Annotated in this window: 14 protein-coding genes; 9 read left to right on the forward strand and 5 right to left on the reverse strand. The window is 69.4% G+C overall.

Features of this window, described 5'->3' with window-relative positions:
• Window positions 1–7 precede the first annotated feature (7 nt).
• The 5 genes from BWR60_RS05665 to BWR60_RS05685 all read right to left on the reverse strand — a co-directional run bounded on the left by BWR60_RS05665 (window position 8) and on the right by BWR60_RS05685 (window position 5,445).
• On the reverse strand, window positions 8–1,090 hold the full coding sequence (locus BWR60_RS05665) for an ABC transporter ATP-binding protein (protein ID WP_088150037.1): 1,083 nt from the start codon (window positions 1,088–1,090) through the stop codon (window positions 8–10).
• A 5-nt stretch (window positions 1,091–1,095) separates the two neighbouring features.
• Entirely contained in the window at window positions 1,096–1,941 is an 846-nt protein-coding gene (locus BWR60_RS05670) for a carbohydrate ABC transporter permease (protein ID WP_088150038.1), read from the reverse strand.
• 14 nt (window positions 1,942–1,955) lie between these two features.
• Entirely contained in the window at window positions 1,956–2,879 is a 924-nt protein-coding gene (locus BWR60_RS05675; protein WP_230982960.1) for a carbohydrate ABC transporter permease, read from the reverse strand.
• A gap of 118 nt (window positions 2,880–2,997) precedes the next feature.
• Window positions 2,998–4,434, reverse strand: a complete 1,437-nt coding sequence (locus BWR60_RS05680; RefSeq protein WP_088150040.1) for an extracellular solute-binding protein — start codon at window positions 4,432–4,434, stop codon at window positions 2,998–3,000.
• 27 nt (window positions 4,435–4,461) lie between these two features.
• The gene (locus BWR60_RS05685; RefSeq protein ID WP_088150041.1) at window positions 4,462–5,445 is read right to left on the reverse strand and encodes a sugar-binding transcriptional regulator; all 984 of its coding nucleotides are present in this window, start codon (window positions 5,443–5,445) and stop codon (window positions 4,462–4,464) included.
• A gap of 200 nt (window positions 5,446–5,645) precedes the next feature.
• On the opposite strand from BWR60_RS05685, the gene argG reads away from it, so the two are divergent.
• The 9 genes from argG (at window position 5,646) to BWR60_RS05730 (ending at window position 17,552) form a co-directional block, all read left to right on the forward strand.
• The gene (gene argG / locus BWR60_RS05690) at window positions 5,646–6,989 is read left to right on the forward strand and encodes an argininosuccinate synthase (RefSeq protein WP_088150042.1); all 1,344 of its coding nucleotides are present in this window, start codon (window positions 5,646–5,648) and stop codon (window positions 6,987–6,989) included.
• A 368-nt stretch (window positions 6,990–7,357) separates the two neighbouring features.
• The gene (locus tag BWR60_RS05695) at window positions 7,358–8,737 is read left to right on the forward strand and encodes an NAD(P)/FAD-dependent oxidoreductase (RefSeq protein ID WP_088150043.1); all 1,380 of its coding nucleotides are present in this window, start codon (window positions 7,358–7,360) and stop codon (window positions 8,735–8,737) included.
• Window positions 8,734–9,954, forward strand: coding sequence for an NAD(P)/FAD-dependent oxidoreductase (locus tag BWR60_RS05700; RefSeq protein ID WP_088150044.1), 1,221 nt, complete (start codon window positions 8,734–8,736; stop codon window positions 9,952–9,954). The genes BWR60_RS05695 and BWR60_RS05700 overlap by 4 nt, the downstream gene beginning before the upstream one ends.
• A 9-nt stretch (window positions 9,955–9,963) precedes the next feature.
• Window positions 9,964–11,385 (forward strand): FGGY family carbohydrate kinase, encoded by a 1,422-nt coding sequence (locus BWR60_RS05705; RefSeq protein WP_088150045.1) that lies wholly within the window; start codon window positions 9,964–9,966, stop codon window positions 11,383–11,385.
• Complete coding sequence (locus BWR60_RS05710) at window positions 11,382–12,179, forward strand: DeoR/GlpR family DNA-binding transcription regulator (protein ID WP_088150046.1); 798 nt, start codon at window positions 11,382–11,384, stop codon at window positions 12,177–12,179. The genes BWR60_RS05705 and BWR60_RS05710 overlap by 4 nt, the downstream gene beginning before the upstream one ends.
• A gap of 173 nt (window positions 12,180–12,352) precedes the next feature.
• Window positions 12,353–13,918, forward strand: a complete 1,566-nt coding sequence (locus BWR60_RS05715) for an ABC transporter substrate-binding protein (protein ID WP_088150047.1) — start codon at window positions 12,353–12,355, stop codon at window positions 13,916–13,918.
• A 72-nt stretch (window positions 13,919–13,990) separates the two neighbouring features.
• Window positions 13,991–15,550, forward strand: coding sequence for an ABC transporter substrate-binding protein (locus tag BWR60_RS05720; protein WP_088150048.1), 1,560 nt, complete (start codon window positions 13,991–13,993; stop codon window positions 15,548–15,550).
• 54 nt (window positions 15,551–15,604) lie between these two features.
• On the forward strand, window positions 15,605–16,573 hold the full coding sequence (locus BWR60_RS05725) for an ABC transporter permease (protein ID WP_088150049.1): 969 nt from the start codon (window positions 15,605–15,607) through the stop codon (window positions 16,571–16,573).
• A 19-nt stretch (window positions 16,574–16,592) separates the two neighbouring features.
• On the forward strand, window positions 16,593–17,552 hold the full coding sequence (locus BWR60_RS05730; protein ID WP_088150050.1) for an ABC transporter permease: 960 nt from the start codon (window positions 16,593–16,595) through the stop codon (window positions 17,550–17,552).

The following is a 17,552-nucleotide window of genomic DNA, read 5'->3' on the forward strand; positions in this document are numbered from 1 at the left end:
ATGTTCCTCAGGCCGTCGCGGCCGGCAGGCGGGCGCCGGTCTCGCGGTCGAAGCACAGCGCGCGGGCGAGGTCCGGCCGGGCCCAGGCGCGGCGCCGGCCGCGGCCCAGATCGTCGCTTTGGTCCTCCGGCCGGCTGGCCAGGATCTCGGTGCCGTCGGCGGCGCGCAGCAGCATCACGGTGCGGACATTCAACGGCGTCACCGCCTCCAGATCCACCGGCACCGCATCATCGGCCGGCTCGAACCGGACCTCGACATCCTCCGGCCGCAGCCCGACCAGGCAGGGCTTGCCGGCGGGCACCGTGGCCGGCGCCGGGAATTCGGTGCCGGCGATGCGGATCCGGCCGTCCTGCGCCGCGGTCTCGATCAGGTTGATCGGTGGGTCGCCGAACAGCCGGGCGATCCTCGTGTCCTGCGGCTTGCCGTAGATGCCGGCCGGGGTGTCGACTTGGCGGAAGCGGCCGTCCAGCAACACGCCGACCCGGTCGCCCAACGCCATCGCCTCCTTGTAGTCCTGGGTGACGTAGAGGACGGTGGCGCCGACGGCGCGCAGCAGGCGCGGCAGCTCCTGCCGCATCTCGTAGCGGATCTTGGCGTCGACATTGCGCAGCGGGTCGTCGAGCAGCAGGACCGACGGCGAGCACACCAGGCTGCGGGCCAAAGCGGTGCGCTGCTTCTGTCCGTTCGACAGCTGCTTCGGCAGATGGTCAAGCACGTGGCCGATGCGCAACAGCTCCGCCACCTCCTGCACCCGCTTCTTGATCTCGGCCTCTCCGATCCGCCGCGCCCTGAGCGGGCTGGCGATGTTCTCGAAGGCCGGCAGGTGGGGGTAGAGGGCGAAGTTCTGGAACGCCATGCCGACGTCCCGCTGTTCCGGCCCCTGACCGAGGATCGAGGCGCCGCCGATGCGGATGTCGCCCGCCTCCGGCTGCAGGATGCCGGCGATCAGGCGCAGCAGCACGGTCTTGCCGGCGCCGGACGGGCCGAACACCACCACGAACTCGCCCTTCTCCACCTGCAGGTCGAGGCCGTCGAGGATCTGGGCCTTGCCGAAGCTCTTGCCGAGGCCGGCGATGTCGAGGAAGGCCATGGTCGTCACCCCTTCACGGCGCCGAGGCTGAGCCCCTCGACCAAGTAGCGCTGGGCGTAGAGGGCGAGGGCCAGGGTCGGCAGGATCGACAGCACCAAGGCCGCGGCGATCTGGCCGTAATTGATGCCCGACGCGGTGATGAAGGCCAGCGCCCCGACCGTCACCGGCTGGATCGAGCTCGACCCCAGGATCAGTGCGAAGATGAAGTTGTTCCAGGCGAAGATAAAGGCCAGCAGGGCGGCGGCGGCGATGCCGGGCCGGGCCAGCGGCACCGCGATCTTCAGGAAGGTGCGCAGCCAGGAATGGCCGTCCAGGCGATAGGCGTTTTCGATGTCCTCGCTGATGTCCTCGAAATAGCCGCGCACGATCCACAGGATCAGCGGCAGGGTGATCAGCTGGTACACCCAGATCAGCCCGATATAAGTGTCGCTAAGGCCGAGGTCCTGGAAATACAGCTGCAGCGGCAGCAGCACCAGCAGCGGCGGCGCGAAGCGGAAGGACAGCATGGTGAAGGCCATGTTCTCGCCCAGCCGGAACTTGAAGCGGGCGAAGGCATAGGCGGCCGGCACGCCGAGCAGCAGCGACAGCAGCACCGAGCAGGAGCTGAGGATCAGGCTGTTCAGCAGGTTCTGCATGTAGTCGATCTTCAGCGCGCCGACATTGGTCGACAGCTCGCCGGCGATCAGCGCGGCGTAGTTCTCCAGCGTCGGGCTGAAGATCACGCTGGGCGGGCTGCGCAGGATGTCGGCATTGGTCATGAACGACATCAGCGCCACCCAGACCAGCGGGAACAGGAAGAACAGCGCCACCAGGGTCAGGAGGATACCGTGGAGGATCCGGCCGAAGCTCATGGTCGTCGCCCCCCTCACGCCCGGCCATGCGCGCGGGCGCGCAGGCGGAGCCATTGCTTGATGAAGACGTTGCTGAGCGCGAAGGTGATCGCCCACAGCACCATCAGGATCGCGGCCGACCGGCCGATATTGGTGAAGGTGAAGGCCTCGAGATAGGCGCGGATCTGGAACAGCATCAGCCGGTCGCCCGGGCCGCCCTGGGTCATGGCGTAGACGATGTCGAACTGCTGGATGCTGTCCAGCATCCGGAACAGGCTCGCCGTCAGGATATAGGGCAGCAGCATCGGCAGGGTGATGCGGAAGAACACGAAGCTGCGCGGCACGCCGTCCAGCTCCGCCGCCTCGAAGGGCTGGCGGGGCAGGGCGCGCAGCCCAGCCAGCAGCAGGATGGCGATGAAGGGCGTGTAGACCCAGGTGTCGACCAGCACCACGGTGAACATCGCCGAGGCCGGATCCGACGCCCAGCGGAAATCGGTGAAGCCGAGGCTGGTCACGAAATAGCTGAGGATCCCGAAATTCGGGTTGGTCATCAGCTTCCACATCAGGCTGGCGATCGCCGGCGCCACCATCAGCGGCAGGATCAGCAGCACGCTCATCAGGTTGTTGATCAGGCTGCGGCGCACCAGCAGCAGCGCGATGCCGAGGCCGAGCAGCAGCTGCACGCCGACGGTCAGCACGGTGTAGGTCAGCGACGCCTGGATCGTGCCCCAGAACCGCCCGTCCGAGAACAGGGCCACGAAATTGTCGAGCCAGATCAGCTTGCGCCCGGCCGGGAAGGCCAGGTTGTAGCGCTGCAGCGAGTAGTACACGGCGGTCGCGAAGGGGATCAGGATCCCGATCGTCACCAGCAGCGCGGGCAGGCTCAGCAGATAAGGCAGCAGGCCGGGGCCGGTGCTGCGGCGCGCTCGGGGCGCGGTGTCGGCGGCGATGGTTGCCACGGGGCAAGGTCCTCTCGGAGACGGTCGCTGAGCCCCGCCCCCGCCGGGGGAGAGAGACGGCGGGGGCGGGGCTGCCGCGCGGGCCAACGGGGCGAAGGCCGGTCCGCGCGGGACGGCGTCAGTCGGCCAGGCCGGCATCCTTCAGCTGCTGGTCGATGAACTCGGCCAGCTGGTCCAGCCCCTCATCGACCGGGATCTCCTTGGCATACATCTTCTGCAGGCTGGCCGCCCATTCTGTGGTCAGGTTGAAGAACAGGGGCTGCGGCGTGAAGTAGATCTTCGACCCGGCGGCCGAGGCCTTGTACTGGTCGAGATAGCCGGGATAGCTCTCCAGCCGCTTGTGGAAGTCGCCATTGTCCCAGACCGACTGGCGCACCGGGTTGACCAGGTCGGCCTTGGTGGCGCCGAAGGTGGTGTGCTCGGTGCCGCTGGCCCATTGCACGAAGTACCAGCCGGCCTCCGGCGACTGCGAGAACGCGCTCATCGCCAGCGACCAGATCCAGACATTCGGCGTCGGCGCCGCGGCGCCGGGCTTGGCGCTGAACGGGTGGTAGGCCAGGTTCCCGGCCTCCTTGGTGCCCTTGTTCTGGAAATAGCCCAGGATGTCGGCATCGAAGATCATGGCAGAGGCCCCGGCACCCAGGTCGTTGCCGACCTCGTACCAGGTGTAGGTGGTCCAGTTCTTCGGCCCGCCCTTCTGGATCATCTCGATCCAGAGCTTGGTGAACTCCTTGGACTCGGCGCTGTTCATCGCCGCCTTCAGCTTGCCGTCGGTGACCGCGAAGTCCTTGCCGCCATAATTGGTCAGGCCCGACAGGTAGCCGGGGTGGATCGTCGCCCAGCTGCGGCTGCCGCGCACGCCGACGCCGTAGAAGCCCTGGTTCAGCGCGCTCAGCTTGCCGGCCTGGTCCACCATCTCCGGCAGATCCTTGGGCGGCTTCATGCCGGCGGCGTCGAAGATCCGCTTGTTGTAGGCGACGCTGTTCAGCTCGAAGCCCCAGGGCACCGCCCATTGCTTGGCGCCGTCGCCGCCAAGTGGCTGTCCCGGCACGCCCGACCAGGCGGTGGAGGAGCGCAGGCCCGGCAGCACGTCGTCCCAGTTGTAGGCGGCGGCCGTCAGCTCCGGGTTCTTGATGTACTCGTTGATGTCGGCCAGCCAGCCGGCCGGGCCGTACTGCCAGGTCTGGTAGGCGCCGGTCATGAACACGTCGTATTGCGGCGACTTGCTCGACAGGGTGGCGGTGACCTTGTCGAAATAGACGTCCTCCGGGAACACGTCGTAGCTGACGTCGAGGCCGGTCAGGGCCTTGAAGTTGTCGAGGTTGGCGATCATCGCATCCGTGTAGGGATGCTTGTTCAGCAGCAGGCTGATCTTCTTGCCGGAGAACTTCTTGAAGTCGGGGCCGGTCGCGGCCAGGGCCCGGGTGCCGGCCTGGTTCAGCAGGAAGCCGGCCGCGGCACCGCCGAGGCCCAGCTTGGCGGCGCCGGTCATCAGCTCCCGGCGCGACAGCCCGCCGGCGAGATGGCGGTCGAAGATGTCGGTGGTGCGCTTCATCGGTGGTCCTCCCAGAGTTTGTAATTGTCAGCTGGTCTCGCGCAGGCCCTGCCGCCGCGGCGGCGGCCGGGCACCCCGGCGCGCGGCCATGGCCACCGCCGCGGATTCATCGATGATCAGGTCGGTCACCATGCCGCTCATCAGCGCCGCGGTGATGGCGTCGGCCTTGATCGCGCCGCCGGCGATGGCGACGACGCGGCGGCCCTTCAGGTCGTCCAGCCCGACGCTCAGCGCCCGGTCATTGACCTCGGAGGCGACGTGGCGGCCCTCGGCGTCGAGGAACTGGGCGACCAGGTCGCCGACCGCGCCCTTGGCCCGCAGGTCGTCATACTCCTCGCGGGTCAGCACGCCGGTCTGCAGCATATGCGCCTGCGGCCCCAGCTCGCCGATGCCGACCAGGCACAGCGTCGCCCTATGGGCCAGGGCCAGCACCGCCTGGACGCTTTTCTGCGACAGCATCACCGCCTTGTCGCCCAGGCTGTCGGCGGCCATCGGCACCGGCATGAAATAGCCCTCGCCGCCGGTCTTGTCGGCCAGGCGCTGCACCACGTCGAACGGGTTGGCGGCGGATTTGCGGGTCAGGCTGCCCATCAGCGACACGAACTTCGTCTCCGGCGCCGCCACGCGCGGCAGCCGGTTGACCAGCGCGGCCAGGGTGCGGCCGTGGCTGACGCCGATCACCTTGTCGCCGGCCGTTTCGAGATAGCGGGACAGATAGGCCGCACCCTCGGCGCCGAGCGCCTCGAAGGGCTGGTCTTCCTCGTCGATCGCCGGGACGACGCGGCAGAAGCCGAGGCTGTACCGGTCGATCAGCCCGTCCTCCAGTTTCAGGCATTCGGCCGGACGGCCGGCGATGTGGACACTGACCAGCCCCAACTCCTCGGCCAGCGAGATCAGCCGGTGCACCTTGACCCGCGACACGCCGAGCCGGTCGGCGATCTCACCCTGGGTCAGGCGGCGCACATAGGACAGCCACGCGGCGCGCGTGGCCAGGCTGACCTGGTCGTCCATCCCGTCGATCCGGCTCCGTTGATTGGAGTGTAATTTTTTACACCGACTGAACAGAATTTCATCGTGGCGCGGATCGCCGCCGCCGTCAACCCTCGGGGCGGGTCGGGGGCCGGCCTTGAGGCAACCCTTAACATTCGCCGGCAACCGGGATAGCTTGCCGGCGGTCAGGCACGGCCCCAGGCAGAATTCCGGAGCGAACGGTGGTTGCGAACATTCTCCACGAACTTCCCGTCGGCAAGCGCGTCGGCATTGCGTTCTCGGGCGGTCTGGACACCAGCGCCGCCGTGCACTGGATGCGGGAAAAGGGCGCGCGCCCCTGCGCCTACACCGCCAATCTCGGCCAGCCGGACGAGAGCGACTACGACGACATCCCGCGCAAGGCCCTGGCCTATGGCGCCGAGACGGCTCGGCTGATCGACTGCCGCGCCCAGCTTGTGGCCGAGGGCATCGCTGCCATCCAGTGCGGCGCTTTCCACATCAGCACGGCCGGCGCGACCTATTTCAACACCACGCCGCTGGGCCGCGCGGTGACCGGCACCCTGCTGGTGGAGGCGATGCGCGAGGACGGCGTCGACATCTGGGGCGACGGCAGCACCTACAAGGGTAACGACATCGAGCGGTTCTACCGCTACGGCCTGCTGGTGAACCCGAACCTCCAGGTCTACAAGCCGTGGCTCGATCAGCGCTTCATCGACGAGCTCGGCGGCCGCAAGGAGATGAGCGAGTACATGGCTGCGGCGGGCTTCGAGTACAAAGCCTCCGTCGAGAAGGCCTACTCGACCGACAGCAACATCCTCGGCGCCACGCATGAGGCGAAGGACCTGGAGTTCCTGAACACCGGCATCAACATCGTCAAGCCGATCATGGGCGTGGCGTTCTGGCGCGACGACGTGGCGGTGAAGGCCGAGACGGTGTCGGTGCGGTTCGAGGAGGGCCGGCCGGTCGCGCTGAACGGGCAGGGCTTCGACGACACGCTGGCGCTGTTCACCGAGGCGAATGTGATCGGCGGCCGCCACGGCCTGGGCATGTGCGACCAGATCGAGAACCGGATCATCGAGGCGAAGAGCCGCGGCATCTATGAGGCGCCGGGCATGGCGCTGCTGCACATCGCCTACGAGCGGCTGGTGACCGGAATCCACAACGAGGACACGATCGAGCAGTACCGCAGCAACGGCCGTCGCCTCGGCCGGCTGCTGTACCAGGGCCGCTGGTTCGACCCGCAGGCCTTGATGCTGCGGGAATCGGCCCATCGCTGGATCGCCCGGGCGGTGACCGGCGAGGTGACGGTCGAGCTGCGCCGCGGCAACGACTACTCGCTGCTCGACACCACCAGCCCGAACCTGACCTACGATCCGGAGCGGCTGACGATGGAGAGCGGCGCCGGCGCCTTCACCCCGGCCGACCGCATCGGCCAGCTGACCATGCGCAACATGGACATCGCCGACACGCGCGAGAAGCTGTCGGTGTATTTCCGGACCGGCTTGCTGGGTGGCTCGGACGGCACCCTGTCCCTGCCGCAGCCGGGCGCGGCCAAGAAGCCGTAGCCGGCGGAGAGGGCATCCGCCGGATGGCGGAGGCCTTCAGACGATGTGATCCGACGCAGAGCCCCGCCTTGCCAAGGCGGGGCTCTTGCCGTTCTGAGACCTTCTCAAAACGCCAACCCCTTGCCGTCATTGCGAGGAGGCGAAGCCGACGAAGCAATCCAGGGGCCGGTGCGCACCGGCCCCTGGATTGCTTCGCTGCGCTCGCAACGACGGTGTCGGGAACTCTGAAAAGGTCTCGTTCTGGGACTACCCTCTGACGTTCTGGCGACCGAATATCGGCAATTCATGCCTGTTCGGTCTTTCGATTTGACTGATCGGTCATTTCAAGCCAGCCTGAGGGAACGAGGCTGTGTTGCGAGGTCGCTGGGATGGAAATGTTCGACCTCGCCGTCATCGGGGCAGGGGTCGTGGGGTGCGCGATGGCGCGGCGCTTCGCCCTGAACGGCGCCCGCGTCCTGGTGCTGGAGAAGGGCGCGGACATCCTGTCGGGCGCCAGCAAGGCCAACAGCGCGATCCTGCACACCGGCTTCGACGCGCCGCCCGGCAGCCTGGAGCTGGACTGCGTCCAGCGCGGCCATGCCGAATACCTGGCGTTGCGCGAGGAGATGAACCTGCCGCTGCTCGAGACCGGCGCCATCGTCGTGGCCTGGACCGAGGAGGAGGAGGCGCGGCTGGGCGAGCTCGAGCGCCAGGCGCATCTGAACGGCGTCGGGGATGCGCGCATCTTGCCCGCCGCCGAAATCCGCCGGATCGAGTCGAACCTCTCGGATCGGGCCCGGGCCGGGCTGCATGTGCCGCGGGAGCATGTCATCGACCCCTGGTCGCCCTTTCTCGGCTACGCGACGCAGGTCCGCACCCGGGGCGGCGAGATCGTCTTCGACGCGGAGGTGACGGGCGGCGGCTTCGATGGCGAGGCCTGGACCCTGGAGGCGCCGCCGCGTCGGTTCAAGGCCCGGTCCGTGGCCAACTGCGCCGGGCTGTTCGGCGACCTCGTCGACCGGAGGCTGCTCGGCTCCAGCAGCTTCGAGATCCGGCCGCGCAAAGGTCAGTTCGCCGTGTTCGACAAGGCCGCGGCCCGGCTCTTGACCTCGATCATCCTGCCAGTGCCGTCCGAGCGGACCAAGGGCGTGGTGCTGTGCCGGACGATCTTCGGCAACGTCCTGGTCGGGCCGACCGCCGAGGAGCAGCCGGACCGCCTGCGCGCCACGGTGACGGAGCCGGAGCTGCGGGCGCTGGTCGCCCGGGCCGGCGAGATCCTGCCGGCGCTGCGTGGCATGCCGGTCACCGCCGCCTATGCCGGGCTGCGGCCGGCGACGGAGAAGAAGGAGTACCGCATCCACCAGGATCCGGCGCGGCGCTGGGTCACGGTCGGCGGCATCCGCTCCACCGGCATGACGGCGGCCCTCGGCATCGCCCGGCATGTCGAGGCGCTGGGCATCCTCGGCGGGGCGTCCGGCGCCGCGCGGCCCGGGGCGCCGGCGCCGCGCCTGCCGAACCTGGCCGAACACCGCCCCCGCGACTGGCAGCTTCCGGGCTATGGGGAGATCGTCTGCCATTGCGAGATGGTGACGCAGCGGGAGATCGAGGCGGCCCTGGCCGGCCCGCTGCCGCCGGGCGATTTCGGCGGGCTGAAGCGCCGCACCCGCTGCGGCATGGGCCGCTGCCAGGGCTTCAACTGCCTCGGCCGCCTGGCCGAGCTCACCGCCGGCCGGCTGCCGCATCCCATGCCGGCGCGGGCCTTGCCATGACCGAGCCCGATGTCCTCGTCATCGGCGCCGGCCCCGCCGGCCTTTCCGCCGCCATCGCCCTGCGCCAGGCCGGGGTCGGCCGCGTCACCGTGCTGGAGCGCCAAAGCGTGGCCGGCGGCATCCCGCGGCAATGCGGGCATTCGCCGTTCGGGATGCGCGAGTTCGGCCGCATCCTGTCGGGCCGCCGCTATGCCGACCGGCTGGCGCGGACGGCCCTGTCCCTCGGCGTCGACCTGCGTCTCCGCCATTCCGTGGTGGCGATCGGCGCCGGGCCGCGGGTCGAGGTGGCGACGCCCGATGGGTTGGTGGCCTTCGCCCCTCGGCGGGTGATCCTGGCGACCGGGGTGCGGGAGGCGACGCGGGCCGCCCGGCTGGTGTCCGGCGAACGGCCGGCTGGCATCCTCAACACCGGCGCCCTGCAGGACCAGGTGTTCCTGCGGCGGTCGGCGCCGTTCCGGCGGCCGGTGATCGTCGGCACCGAGCTGGTCTCGATGTCGGCCGTGCTGACCTGCCTCGGCGCCGGCGCGCGCCCGGCGGCCCTGGTGGAATCCGGCCCCCGGCCGCTGGCGCGGGCGCCGTTCCGGTGGCTGCCCCGGCTGCTGTGCGTGCCGGTCCATCTCGCGACCGAGATCGCCGACATCCACGGCGCCCGCGCGGTCGAGGCGGTGACCCTGCGCGGCCCGGACGGGACGGAGCGGATGGTCGCCTGCGACGGGGTGCTGTTCACCGGCCGGTTCACGCCGGAGGCTGGGTTGGCGCGGATGTCGGGGATCGAGATCGACCCCGCCACCGGCGGGCCCACGGTCGACACCTTCGGGCGCACCAGCCTGCCGGACGTCTATGCCGCCGGAAACGTGCTGCGCGGTGTCGAGACCGCCGGCTGGTGCTGGGCCGAGGGGCGGGCAGTGGCGCGGGCGGTCGCCGCCGACCTTGCCGGCCGCGGCGCGCCGGACGGCCCGGGCCTCCGCATCGAGACGGGGGAGGGGGTGCGGCTGGTCATGCCGCAGAGCGTGGCGGCGGGCAGCGCGGCCCCGGCCTTCCCGGCGATCCAGCTGCGGCTCGATCGGCCGGTGCGGGGCGAGCTGCGGGCGGAAAGCGACGGGCAGGCGCTGTGGTCGCACCGCCTGTCCAGCGGGCCGGAGCGGCGGATCCTGGTGCCGCTCGACACGCTGGCGCGGAGCCGGGGCCACATCCGCATCCGGGTCCACGAGGCATAGGGGCGGGGCATGCGCATCATCGCCATCGACCAGGGCACCACCTCCACCCGCGCGCTCGTCGTCGAGGCCGATGGGCGGGCGGAGATCGCCGGCAGCCTGCGCCATGCCGTGCGCCACCCGCAGCCAAGCCGGGTCGAGCAGGACCCGGCCGAGCTTCTGGCCAACATCCGGCAGCTGCTGGCCGCGGCCGGCCCGGCCGACGCGATCGGGCTGGCCAATCAGGGCGAGAGCTGCCTGGCCTGGGACGCGGCCAGCGGCGAGCCGCTGTCGCCGGTGATCGTCTGGCAGGACACGCGCACGCTGCAGGCGCTGGCCAACCTGGCCGGCGAGGGCGTGGCCGACGAGGTGGTGGCGCGGTCCGGGCTGCCCCTCGACCCCTATTTCTCCGCGTCGAAGCTGGCCTGGATCGTCCGGTCGCTGCCCGCGGCCGCCGCGGCGCTGCAGGCCGGGCGGCTGCGGCTGGGCACGACCGATGCCTATTTCCTCGACCGGCTGGCCGGCACCTTCGCCACCGACCGGGCCACGGCGTCGCGCACCGGCCTGATGAACATCGCCACCGGCGAATGGGACCCGGAGCTGTGCCGGCTGTTCGGCGTGCCGATCGATGGACTGCCCGAGATCCGGTCCAACATCGCCGGCTTCGGCCGGGTCGGCGGCATCCCGGTCGCCGCCGCGATCGTCGACCAGCAGGCGGCGCTGTACGGCCATGGCTGCCGGCAGCCGGGCGACGCCAAGATCACCTTCGGCACCGGCGCCTTCGCCCTGGCCGTCGCGGGTGACGAGCCGCCGCGCGCCGCATTGGCGTCGGGCCTGCTGCCGACCGTCGCCTGGGACCTGGGGCGGGGGCTGGTCTACGCCATCGATGGCGGCGTCCAGGATGTCGGGTCGGCGATCGAATGGGCGCTGCGGGCGAAGCTCGCCGACGGCATGGCGGATTTCGCTACCTTCACCGCGCCGCCGGCGATCGGGCGCGGGCTGGTGTTCGTGCCGGCCTTCTCCGGCCTCGGCTGTCCGCATTGGGACCGTTCGGCCGCCCCGCTGATCCTCGGGCTGCAGCCGGACATGACGCGCACCGACCTTTGCCAGGCTCTGCTGGAAGGCATCGCCTTCCTGACCGGCAGCATCGTCACGGCCATCGCGTCGCATGCCGCGCTGGCGGACGAAATCTCGATCGATGGCGGGGTATCGCGCAGCGGCTACTTCGCCCAGTTCCTGGCCGATGCCGCCGGCGTGGTGGTGCGGGTGCGGGAGTTCGGCGAGCGCACGGCCTTCGGCGCCGCGGCCCTGGCCGCGCTGGCGCTGGGGGCGGAGCTGCCGGCCCCGGCCGACCGGGGCCTGGTCTACCGTCCCCAGGCCGCGGCGGCGCCGGCCTGGCGCGAGCGCTTCGCCGAGGCCCAGCGGCGCTGCCTGGGATGGCGAGGGGTGGAATGAAGCCGAAGCTGCGTCAGGACCGGATCGTCGACATCCTGCGGCAGCGCGAGCGCATCTCGGTCGAGGCGCTCGCCGACCTGCTGTCCGCGTCGCGGGAGACGATCCGCCGCGACCTCAACGACCTGGCGGATCGCGGCGAGGTGCGGAAATTCCACGGCGGCGCGATGCTGCCCGAGCCGGCAGGGGAGGGCGATTTCTCGTCCCGCCTGTCGGAGGCGCCGGCGGAGAAGCGCGCGATCGCGCGGGCCGCCGCAGCCCTGTTCGGCCCTGGCGAGTCGCTGCTGGTCGATGCCGGGACGACCACCCTGGCCTTCGCCGAGGAGCTGGCCCGGCGCAGCGGCCTGACGGTCGTCACCAATTGCCTGCGCATCGCCCAGGTCGTCGGGCAGGGGCCGGGCAGCAACCGGGTCTTCGTCATCGGCGGCGAGTACCGGCCGGATGTCGGTGAGACGGTCGGGGCGCTGGCAACGGCGCAGATCGCCGGCTTCAACGCCACCCACGCGGTCCTGACCATCGGCGGCCTGGTCGCCGCCGGCGCCTATGATTTCCAGATCGAGGAGGCCGGGATCGCGCGGGCAATGGTGGCGCAGGCGCAGCACGTCACCGTGATCGCCGACGGCTCCAAGTTCAACCGCCGCGCGCTGTTCCAGGTGTGCCGGCTGGAGCAGATCGACCGCATCGTCGTCGACCGCCCGCCCGACCAGGCCCTGGCCGATGCCCTGACCGATGCGAGCGTCGAGGTAGTCGTGGCCTTGCCAGCGGCCGCTCCTCCATCGCGTGATCCGACGAGCTGACGAGCCGCGCGCCTGCGGGCGATGGCCGCCTGCGCCCCAACGGCATGGCTTCGCCTTGTCGACAGGCCGGATTTAAATTCTCTGCAAGATTGTAGACAATTTCGTTGACACTGATTTCGACCCTTCGCTATGGATGTTTGAAAATCAGACAGGGATGGCAGGGGAGAGGCTTGATGCGCTGGGGTCGCGGGCTTTTCGCAGGCATGGTCTCGCTGGGGATCCTGGCCGGCGCGGCGCAGGCCGAGACGCTGCGCTGGGCGGGGCAGCGGGACATCTTCTCGCTCGATCCCTATTCCTACGGGTCGACGTCAAACTTGGCCTTCCTGAACCACATCTATGAAGGCTTGGTGCGCTACACGCCCGACTTCGAGGTGGTGCCGGCGCTGGCCACGGAATGGCACCTGATTGACAATAAGGTGTGGCGCTTCACGCTGCGCCGGGGCGTCAAGTTCCACAACGGCGCCGACTTCACCGCGGACGACGTCATCGCCTCGATGAAGCGGGTCAGCGACCCGACATCGCCGTTGCGCGGCAACATCCCGCTCTATGCCGGCGCGACCAAGGTCGACGACCACACGGTCGACATCGCGGTGTCCTCGCCGTCGCCGCTGTTCCTGAACGACATGACGAACATCTTCATGTTCGACGCGCAGTGGTTGGCCGACAACGACAGCGAGACGCCGACCGATGTCGGCGCCAAGGTCGAAGGCTACGCGACGTACCACACCAACGGCACCGGCCCGTTCAAGCTGGAAAGCCGGGTGCCGGACAGCAAGACGGTGCTGGTCGTCAACGACCAGTGGTGGGACGAGAAGAAGCACAACCTGGACCGGATCGAGTTCACGCCGATCGGCTCCGCGGCCACGCGCGTCGCGGCGCTGCTGTCGGGCGAGGTCGACCTGGTCGACGCCGCGCCGATCCAGGACCTGCCGCGGCTGGAGGCCGCGCCCGGCATCAAGGTCGATAAGCGCTCGGACCTGCGGACGATCTCGATCGCCTTCAACCGCCGGGAGACGCTGGCGGACGGCCGGGCCAACCCGTTCAACGACATCCGGGTGCGGCAGGCCTTCGACCACGCCATCGACCGCAACCTGATCAACAAGAAGGTGATGCGCGGCCTGGCTCATCCCGCCGGGACGCTGGTGGCGCCCGAGATCCCGGGCTATAGCGCCGCGCTGGACGAGCCGGCGCGCTACGACCCGGAGCTGTCGCGCAGGCTGCTGGAGGAGGCGGGGCAGACGGGCTTGGCCTTCACCTATCTCTGCATGAACGACGAGAGCGTGAACGAGGAGGATGTCTGTGCTGGCGTGGTGAACATGCTGAGCCGGGCGGGCTTCAAGCCCAGCCTCGACATCGGCCCGCGCGCCGCGCAGGCGCCGAAGCGCTCCAGCGGCCGACCGGACGTCTACATGATCGGCTGGGCCAACGAGCCCACCCTCGACGCCTATTCGCTGCTGGTGCAGGTGCTGTCGACCCGCCAGGGCGCGGCCGGCGTCGCCAATTATGGCGGCTGGTCCTATCCGGAGCTCGACCGCATGGTCGGGCAGGCCGCGAACGAGCCCGACCGGGCGAAGCGCCTGGAGATCGAGACCGCGGCGCTGACGCTGGCCAAGGACGAGCTGATCATGGTCCCGCTGCACCAGCAGCCGATGGCCTGGGCGATGTCCGACCGGGTCACGGACGTCGTGATCCGGGCCGACAACAAGCCACGCCACTGGCTGACCCGGATCGGCGGCTGATCCGGCGGCTTTTCCAAACCAGACCCAAGATCCCCGCCAGGGGACGGGATCCTCAACAGGGAGACCAACGGCATGTTCAGAACACTGGCCCTCGCGGGGCTGATCGCAGCGGGCCTGACCACCGCGGCCCCCGCGGAGACGCTGAAATGGGGCGCCTCGCGCGACATCTATTCGCTGGACCCGTATTCCTACGGCGACAGTTACACCCTGTCCTTCCTCAACCACGTCTATGAGGGCCTCGTCCGCTACGACGCCCAGCTGAAGATCGAGCCGGCCCTGGCGACGTCCTGGGAGGCGGTGTCGGACACCGTGTGGCGGTTCCACCTGCGCCAGGGCGTGACGTTCCACAACGGCGCGGATTTCACGGTCGACGACGTGCTGGCGTCGCTGACCCGGGTCAGCGATCCGGTCTCGCCGCTGCGCGGCAACCTGCCGGCCTACAAGGGCGCCAGGAAGGTCGACGACTACACCGTCGATATCGAGCTGGTCGGGCCGTATCCGCTGCTGCTGAACGACCTGACGAACATCCACATCTTCGACGCGACCTGGCTGGCCGAGAACGACTCGCTGAAGCCGACCGATGTCGGCGCCAAGATCGAGGGCTACGCCACCTACCACACCAACGGCACCGGCCCCTATGTGCTGGAAAGCCGGGTGCCGGACAGCAGGACCGTGCTGGTCCGCAACCCGGCCTGGTGGGACAAGCCGCAGGGCAATGTCGACCGCATCGAGTTCACGCCGATCACCTCGGCGGCCACGCGCGTCGCCGCCCTGTTGTCGGGCGAGATCAACTTCACCGAGAACGCGCCGGCCCAGGATCTGCCTCGGCTGTCGGCGCAGCCCGGGCTGAAGGTGATGGAGCGCACCGACCTGCGCACCGTCATGATCGGCTTCAACCGCAAGCCGAAGCTGGCCAATGGCGACGACAACCGGTTCAACGACCTGAGCGTCCGCCAGGCCTTCGCTTATGCGCTGGACAAGGATTTGATCCAGAAGCGAGTGATGCGCGGCAAGTCGCGGACCGCCGGCGCGATCATCGCGCCGGAGATCCCCGGCTACACCGAGGCGCTGGACGCGGTCATCCCCTACGACCCGGGCAAGGCCAAGGCGCTGCTGGCCGAGGCGGGCGCCACGGACCTGCCGTTCACCATGGTGTGCACCACCGACGCCTATGTGAACGAGGAGGAGCTGTGCCAGGGCATCGTCAACATGCTCAGCCGGGCGGGCTTCAAGCCGCAGCTCGACATTGCGCCGACGGCCGCCCGGGCGCCGAAGCGCACCGGCGGGCTGGCGGATGTCTACCTGATCGGCTGGGCCAACGAGCCGATGCTCGACAGCTATTCCATCCTGCTGCAGATGATCGAGACCAAGACCGACAAGGCCGGCGTCTTCAACTGGGGCGGCTGGAGCTATCCCGAGATCGACAAGCTGATCGTGCAAGCCTCGACCGAGATGGACCGCAGCAAGCGCCTGGCCCTGCAGACCAGGGCGCTGGAGATGGCGAAGGCGGAGATCGTCATGCTGCCGCTGCACCAGCAGCCGATGGCCTGGGTGATGAGCGACGAGATCGTCAGCGTCGCGCAGCTGGCCGACAACAAGCCGCGCCATTGGCTGACCCGGTTCGCCGACTAGGTTCACGGCCGGCGCGGGGTGAGCCCCGCGCCGGCCACGATCGCGAGGCCCGACATGCTGGTCTTCATCCTCAGCCGCATCGCCAACGCCGTCATGGTCATGCTCGCCGTGGCGATGCTGGCCTTCCTGATCTTCCGCCTGGCCGGCGACCCGGTCGAGCTGATGGCGAATGAGCAGATGACCCAGGCCGACCGCGACGGCCTGCGCGAGCGGCTGGGCCTGAATGACGGGATCGTCACCCAGTTCGGCCGCTTCGTCGTCCATGCGGCGCAGGGCGATTTCGGCATCTCCTACCGCAACGGGCAGGACGTACTGGGCCTGATCGCCGACCGCTTCCCGGCGACGCTGGAGCTGGTGCTGGTCGCCACCGTGATCTCGCTGGTCGCGGGCATCCCGCTCGGCGTGCTGACCGCGATCCGGCGCGGCCGATGGTATTCGGAATCGCTGCAATTCGTGTCGATCGTCGGCGTCTCGCTGCCCAGCTTCGTCGTCGGCATCCTGCTGATCCTGGTGTTCTCGGTCAGCCTGGGCTGGCTGCCGGCCTTCGGGCGGGGCGAGGTCGTCAGCATCGGCTGGTGGTCGACCGGGTTGCTCACGCCGTCGGGCCGCGCCGCGCTGCTGCTGCCGGCGATCGCGCTGTCGCTGTACCAGATCACGCTGATCATGCGCCTGGTGCGGGCCGAGATGCTGGAGGTGCTGCGCTCCGACTACGTCAGGTTCGCGCGGGCCCGCGGCGTCCCGCGCTGGCGCATCCATTTCCGCCACGCGCTGCGCAACTGCCTGATGCCGGTGGTGACCATGACCGCGATGAACATCGGGTCGCTGATCGCCTTCGCCCTGATCACCGAGACGGTGTTCCAGTGGCCGGGCATGGGAATGCTGTTCATCCAGGCCGTGACCTTCATCGATATCCCGGTGATGGCGGCCTATCTCTGCATCATCTCCTTCATCTTCGTCGCGCTGAACACGCTGGTCGACATCGCCTATGCGGTGATCGACCCGCGCCTGCGCGATGCGCGCTGACCGCAGGGAGGCCGGACCGATGACAGCCGATGTGACCAAGCCCGAAGCGGCGGCGCCGGCGATGCCCAGGGGCTTCGGGCGGCGCCTGCGCGACAGCGACATGTGGTGGTCCTTCACGGCCAGCCCGACGGCGATCGCGGCAGCGCTGGTCCTCGGCGTGCTGGTGCTGACCGCGCTGTTCGCGCCCCTGATCGCCGTGCAGAACCCGTATGACGCCGCCCAGCTCGACATGTGGAAGGCCGAGCTGCCGCCGGTCTGGCAGGAGGGCGGCGAATGGCCCTATCTGCTCGGCACCGACACCCAGGGCCGGGACATGCTGTCGGCCATCCTCTACGGCACCCGCATCTCGATCATCATCGGCGTGGCGTCGGTGGCGCTGTCGCTGCTGATCGGGATGAGCGCGGGGCTGGTGTCCGGCTTCTTCGGTGGCATCGTCGACAACGTCCTGATGCGCCTCGGCGACATCACCCTGTCGATCCCGACGATCCTGATCGCGATCCTGGTCTCGACCGTGGTCCGCCAGATGCTGCCGGCCGACCTGCGCGAGATCGGCGCGTCGGCGGTGCTGATCCTGGCCATCGCCCTGTCGGCCTGGGTGCAGTACGCCCGGACGGTGCGGGCCCAGACCATCGTCGAGCGCGGCAAGGAATACGTCCAGGCGGCGCGGCTGCTGAAGGTCCCCGCCCGCCGGATCATGGCGCGCCACATCCTGCCGAACACGCTGACGCCTATCCTGGTCGCGGCGACGCTGAACTTCGGCATGGCGATCCTGACCGAGGCGACCCTGTCCTTCCTCGGCATCGGCATGCCGCCCGGCCAGCCATCGCTGGGCACGCTGATCCGGATCGGCAACCAGTATCTGTTCTCGGGCTCATGGTGGATCGTGCTGTTCCCGGTGATCCAGCTGTGCCTGCTCGTCGTCACGGTCAACCTGCTGGGGGACTGGCTGCGCGACGTGCTCAATCCGAAACTGAGGTAG

Source organism: Inquilinus limosus (assembly GCF_002195995.1).
GTDB classification, from domain to species: Bacteria; Pseudomonadota; Alphaproteobacteria; order DSM-16000; family Inquilinaceae; genus Inquilinus; species Inquilinus limosus_C.

What these genes read in the sequence shown, in the direction of transcription:
- BWR60_RS05725 (WP_088150049.1), top strand. Translation starts at nt 15,605, where the DNA reads ATGCTGGTCTTCATCCTCAGCCGCATCGCCAACGCCGTCATGGTCATG.
- BWR60_RS05695 (WP_088150043.1), top strand. Translation starts at nt 7,358, where the DNA reads ATGGAAATGTTCGACCTCGCCGTCATCGGGGCAGGGGTCGTGGGGTGC.
- BWR60_RS05685 (WP_088150041.1), bottom strand. Translation starts at nt 5,445, where the DNA reads ATGGACGACCAGGTCAGCCTGGCCACGCGCGCCGCGTGGCTGTCCTAT.
- BWR60_RS05670 (WP_088150038.1), bottom strand. Translation starts at nt 1,941, where the DNA reads ATGAGCTTCGGCCGGATCCTCCACGGTATCCTCCTGACCCTGGTGGCG.
- BWR60_RS05665 (WP_088150037.1), bottom strand. Translation starts at nt 1,090, where the DNA reads ATGGCCTTCCTCGACATCGCCGGCCTCGGCAAGAGCTTCGGCAAGGCC.
- BWR60_RS05680 (WP_088150040.1), bottom strand. Translation starts at nt 4,434, where the DNA reads ATGAAGCGCACCACCGACATCTTCGACCGCCATCTCGCCGGCGGGCTG.
- BWR60_RS05710 (WP_088150046.1), top strand. Translation starts at nt 11,382, where the DNA reads ATGAAGCCGAAGCTGCGTCAGGACCGGATCGTCGACATCCTGCGGCAG.
- BWR60_RS05700 (WP_088150044.1), top strand. Translation starts at nt 8,734, where the DNA reads ATGACCGAGCCCGATGTCCTCGTCATCGGCGCCGGCCCCGCCGGCCTT.
- BWR60_RS05705 (WP_088150045.1), top strand. Translation starts at nt 9,964, where the DNA reads ATGCGCATCATCGCCATCGACCAGGGCACCACCTCCACCCGCGCGCTC.
- BWR60_RS05730 (WP_088150050.1), top strand. Translation starts at nt 16,593, where the DNA reads ATGACAGCCGATGTGACCAAGCCCGAAGCGGCGGCGCCGGCGATGCCC.
- BWR60_RS05715 (WP_088150047.1), top strand. Translation starts at nt 12,353, where the DNA reads ATGCGCTGGGGTCGCGGGCTTTTCGCAGGCATGGTCTCGCTGGGGATC.
- BWR60_RS05720 (WP_088150048.1), top strand. Translation starts at nt 13,991, where the DNA reads ATGTTCAGAACACTGGCCCTCGCGGGGCTGATCGCAGCGGGCCTGACC.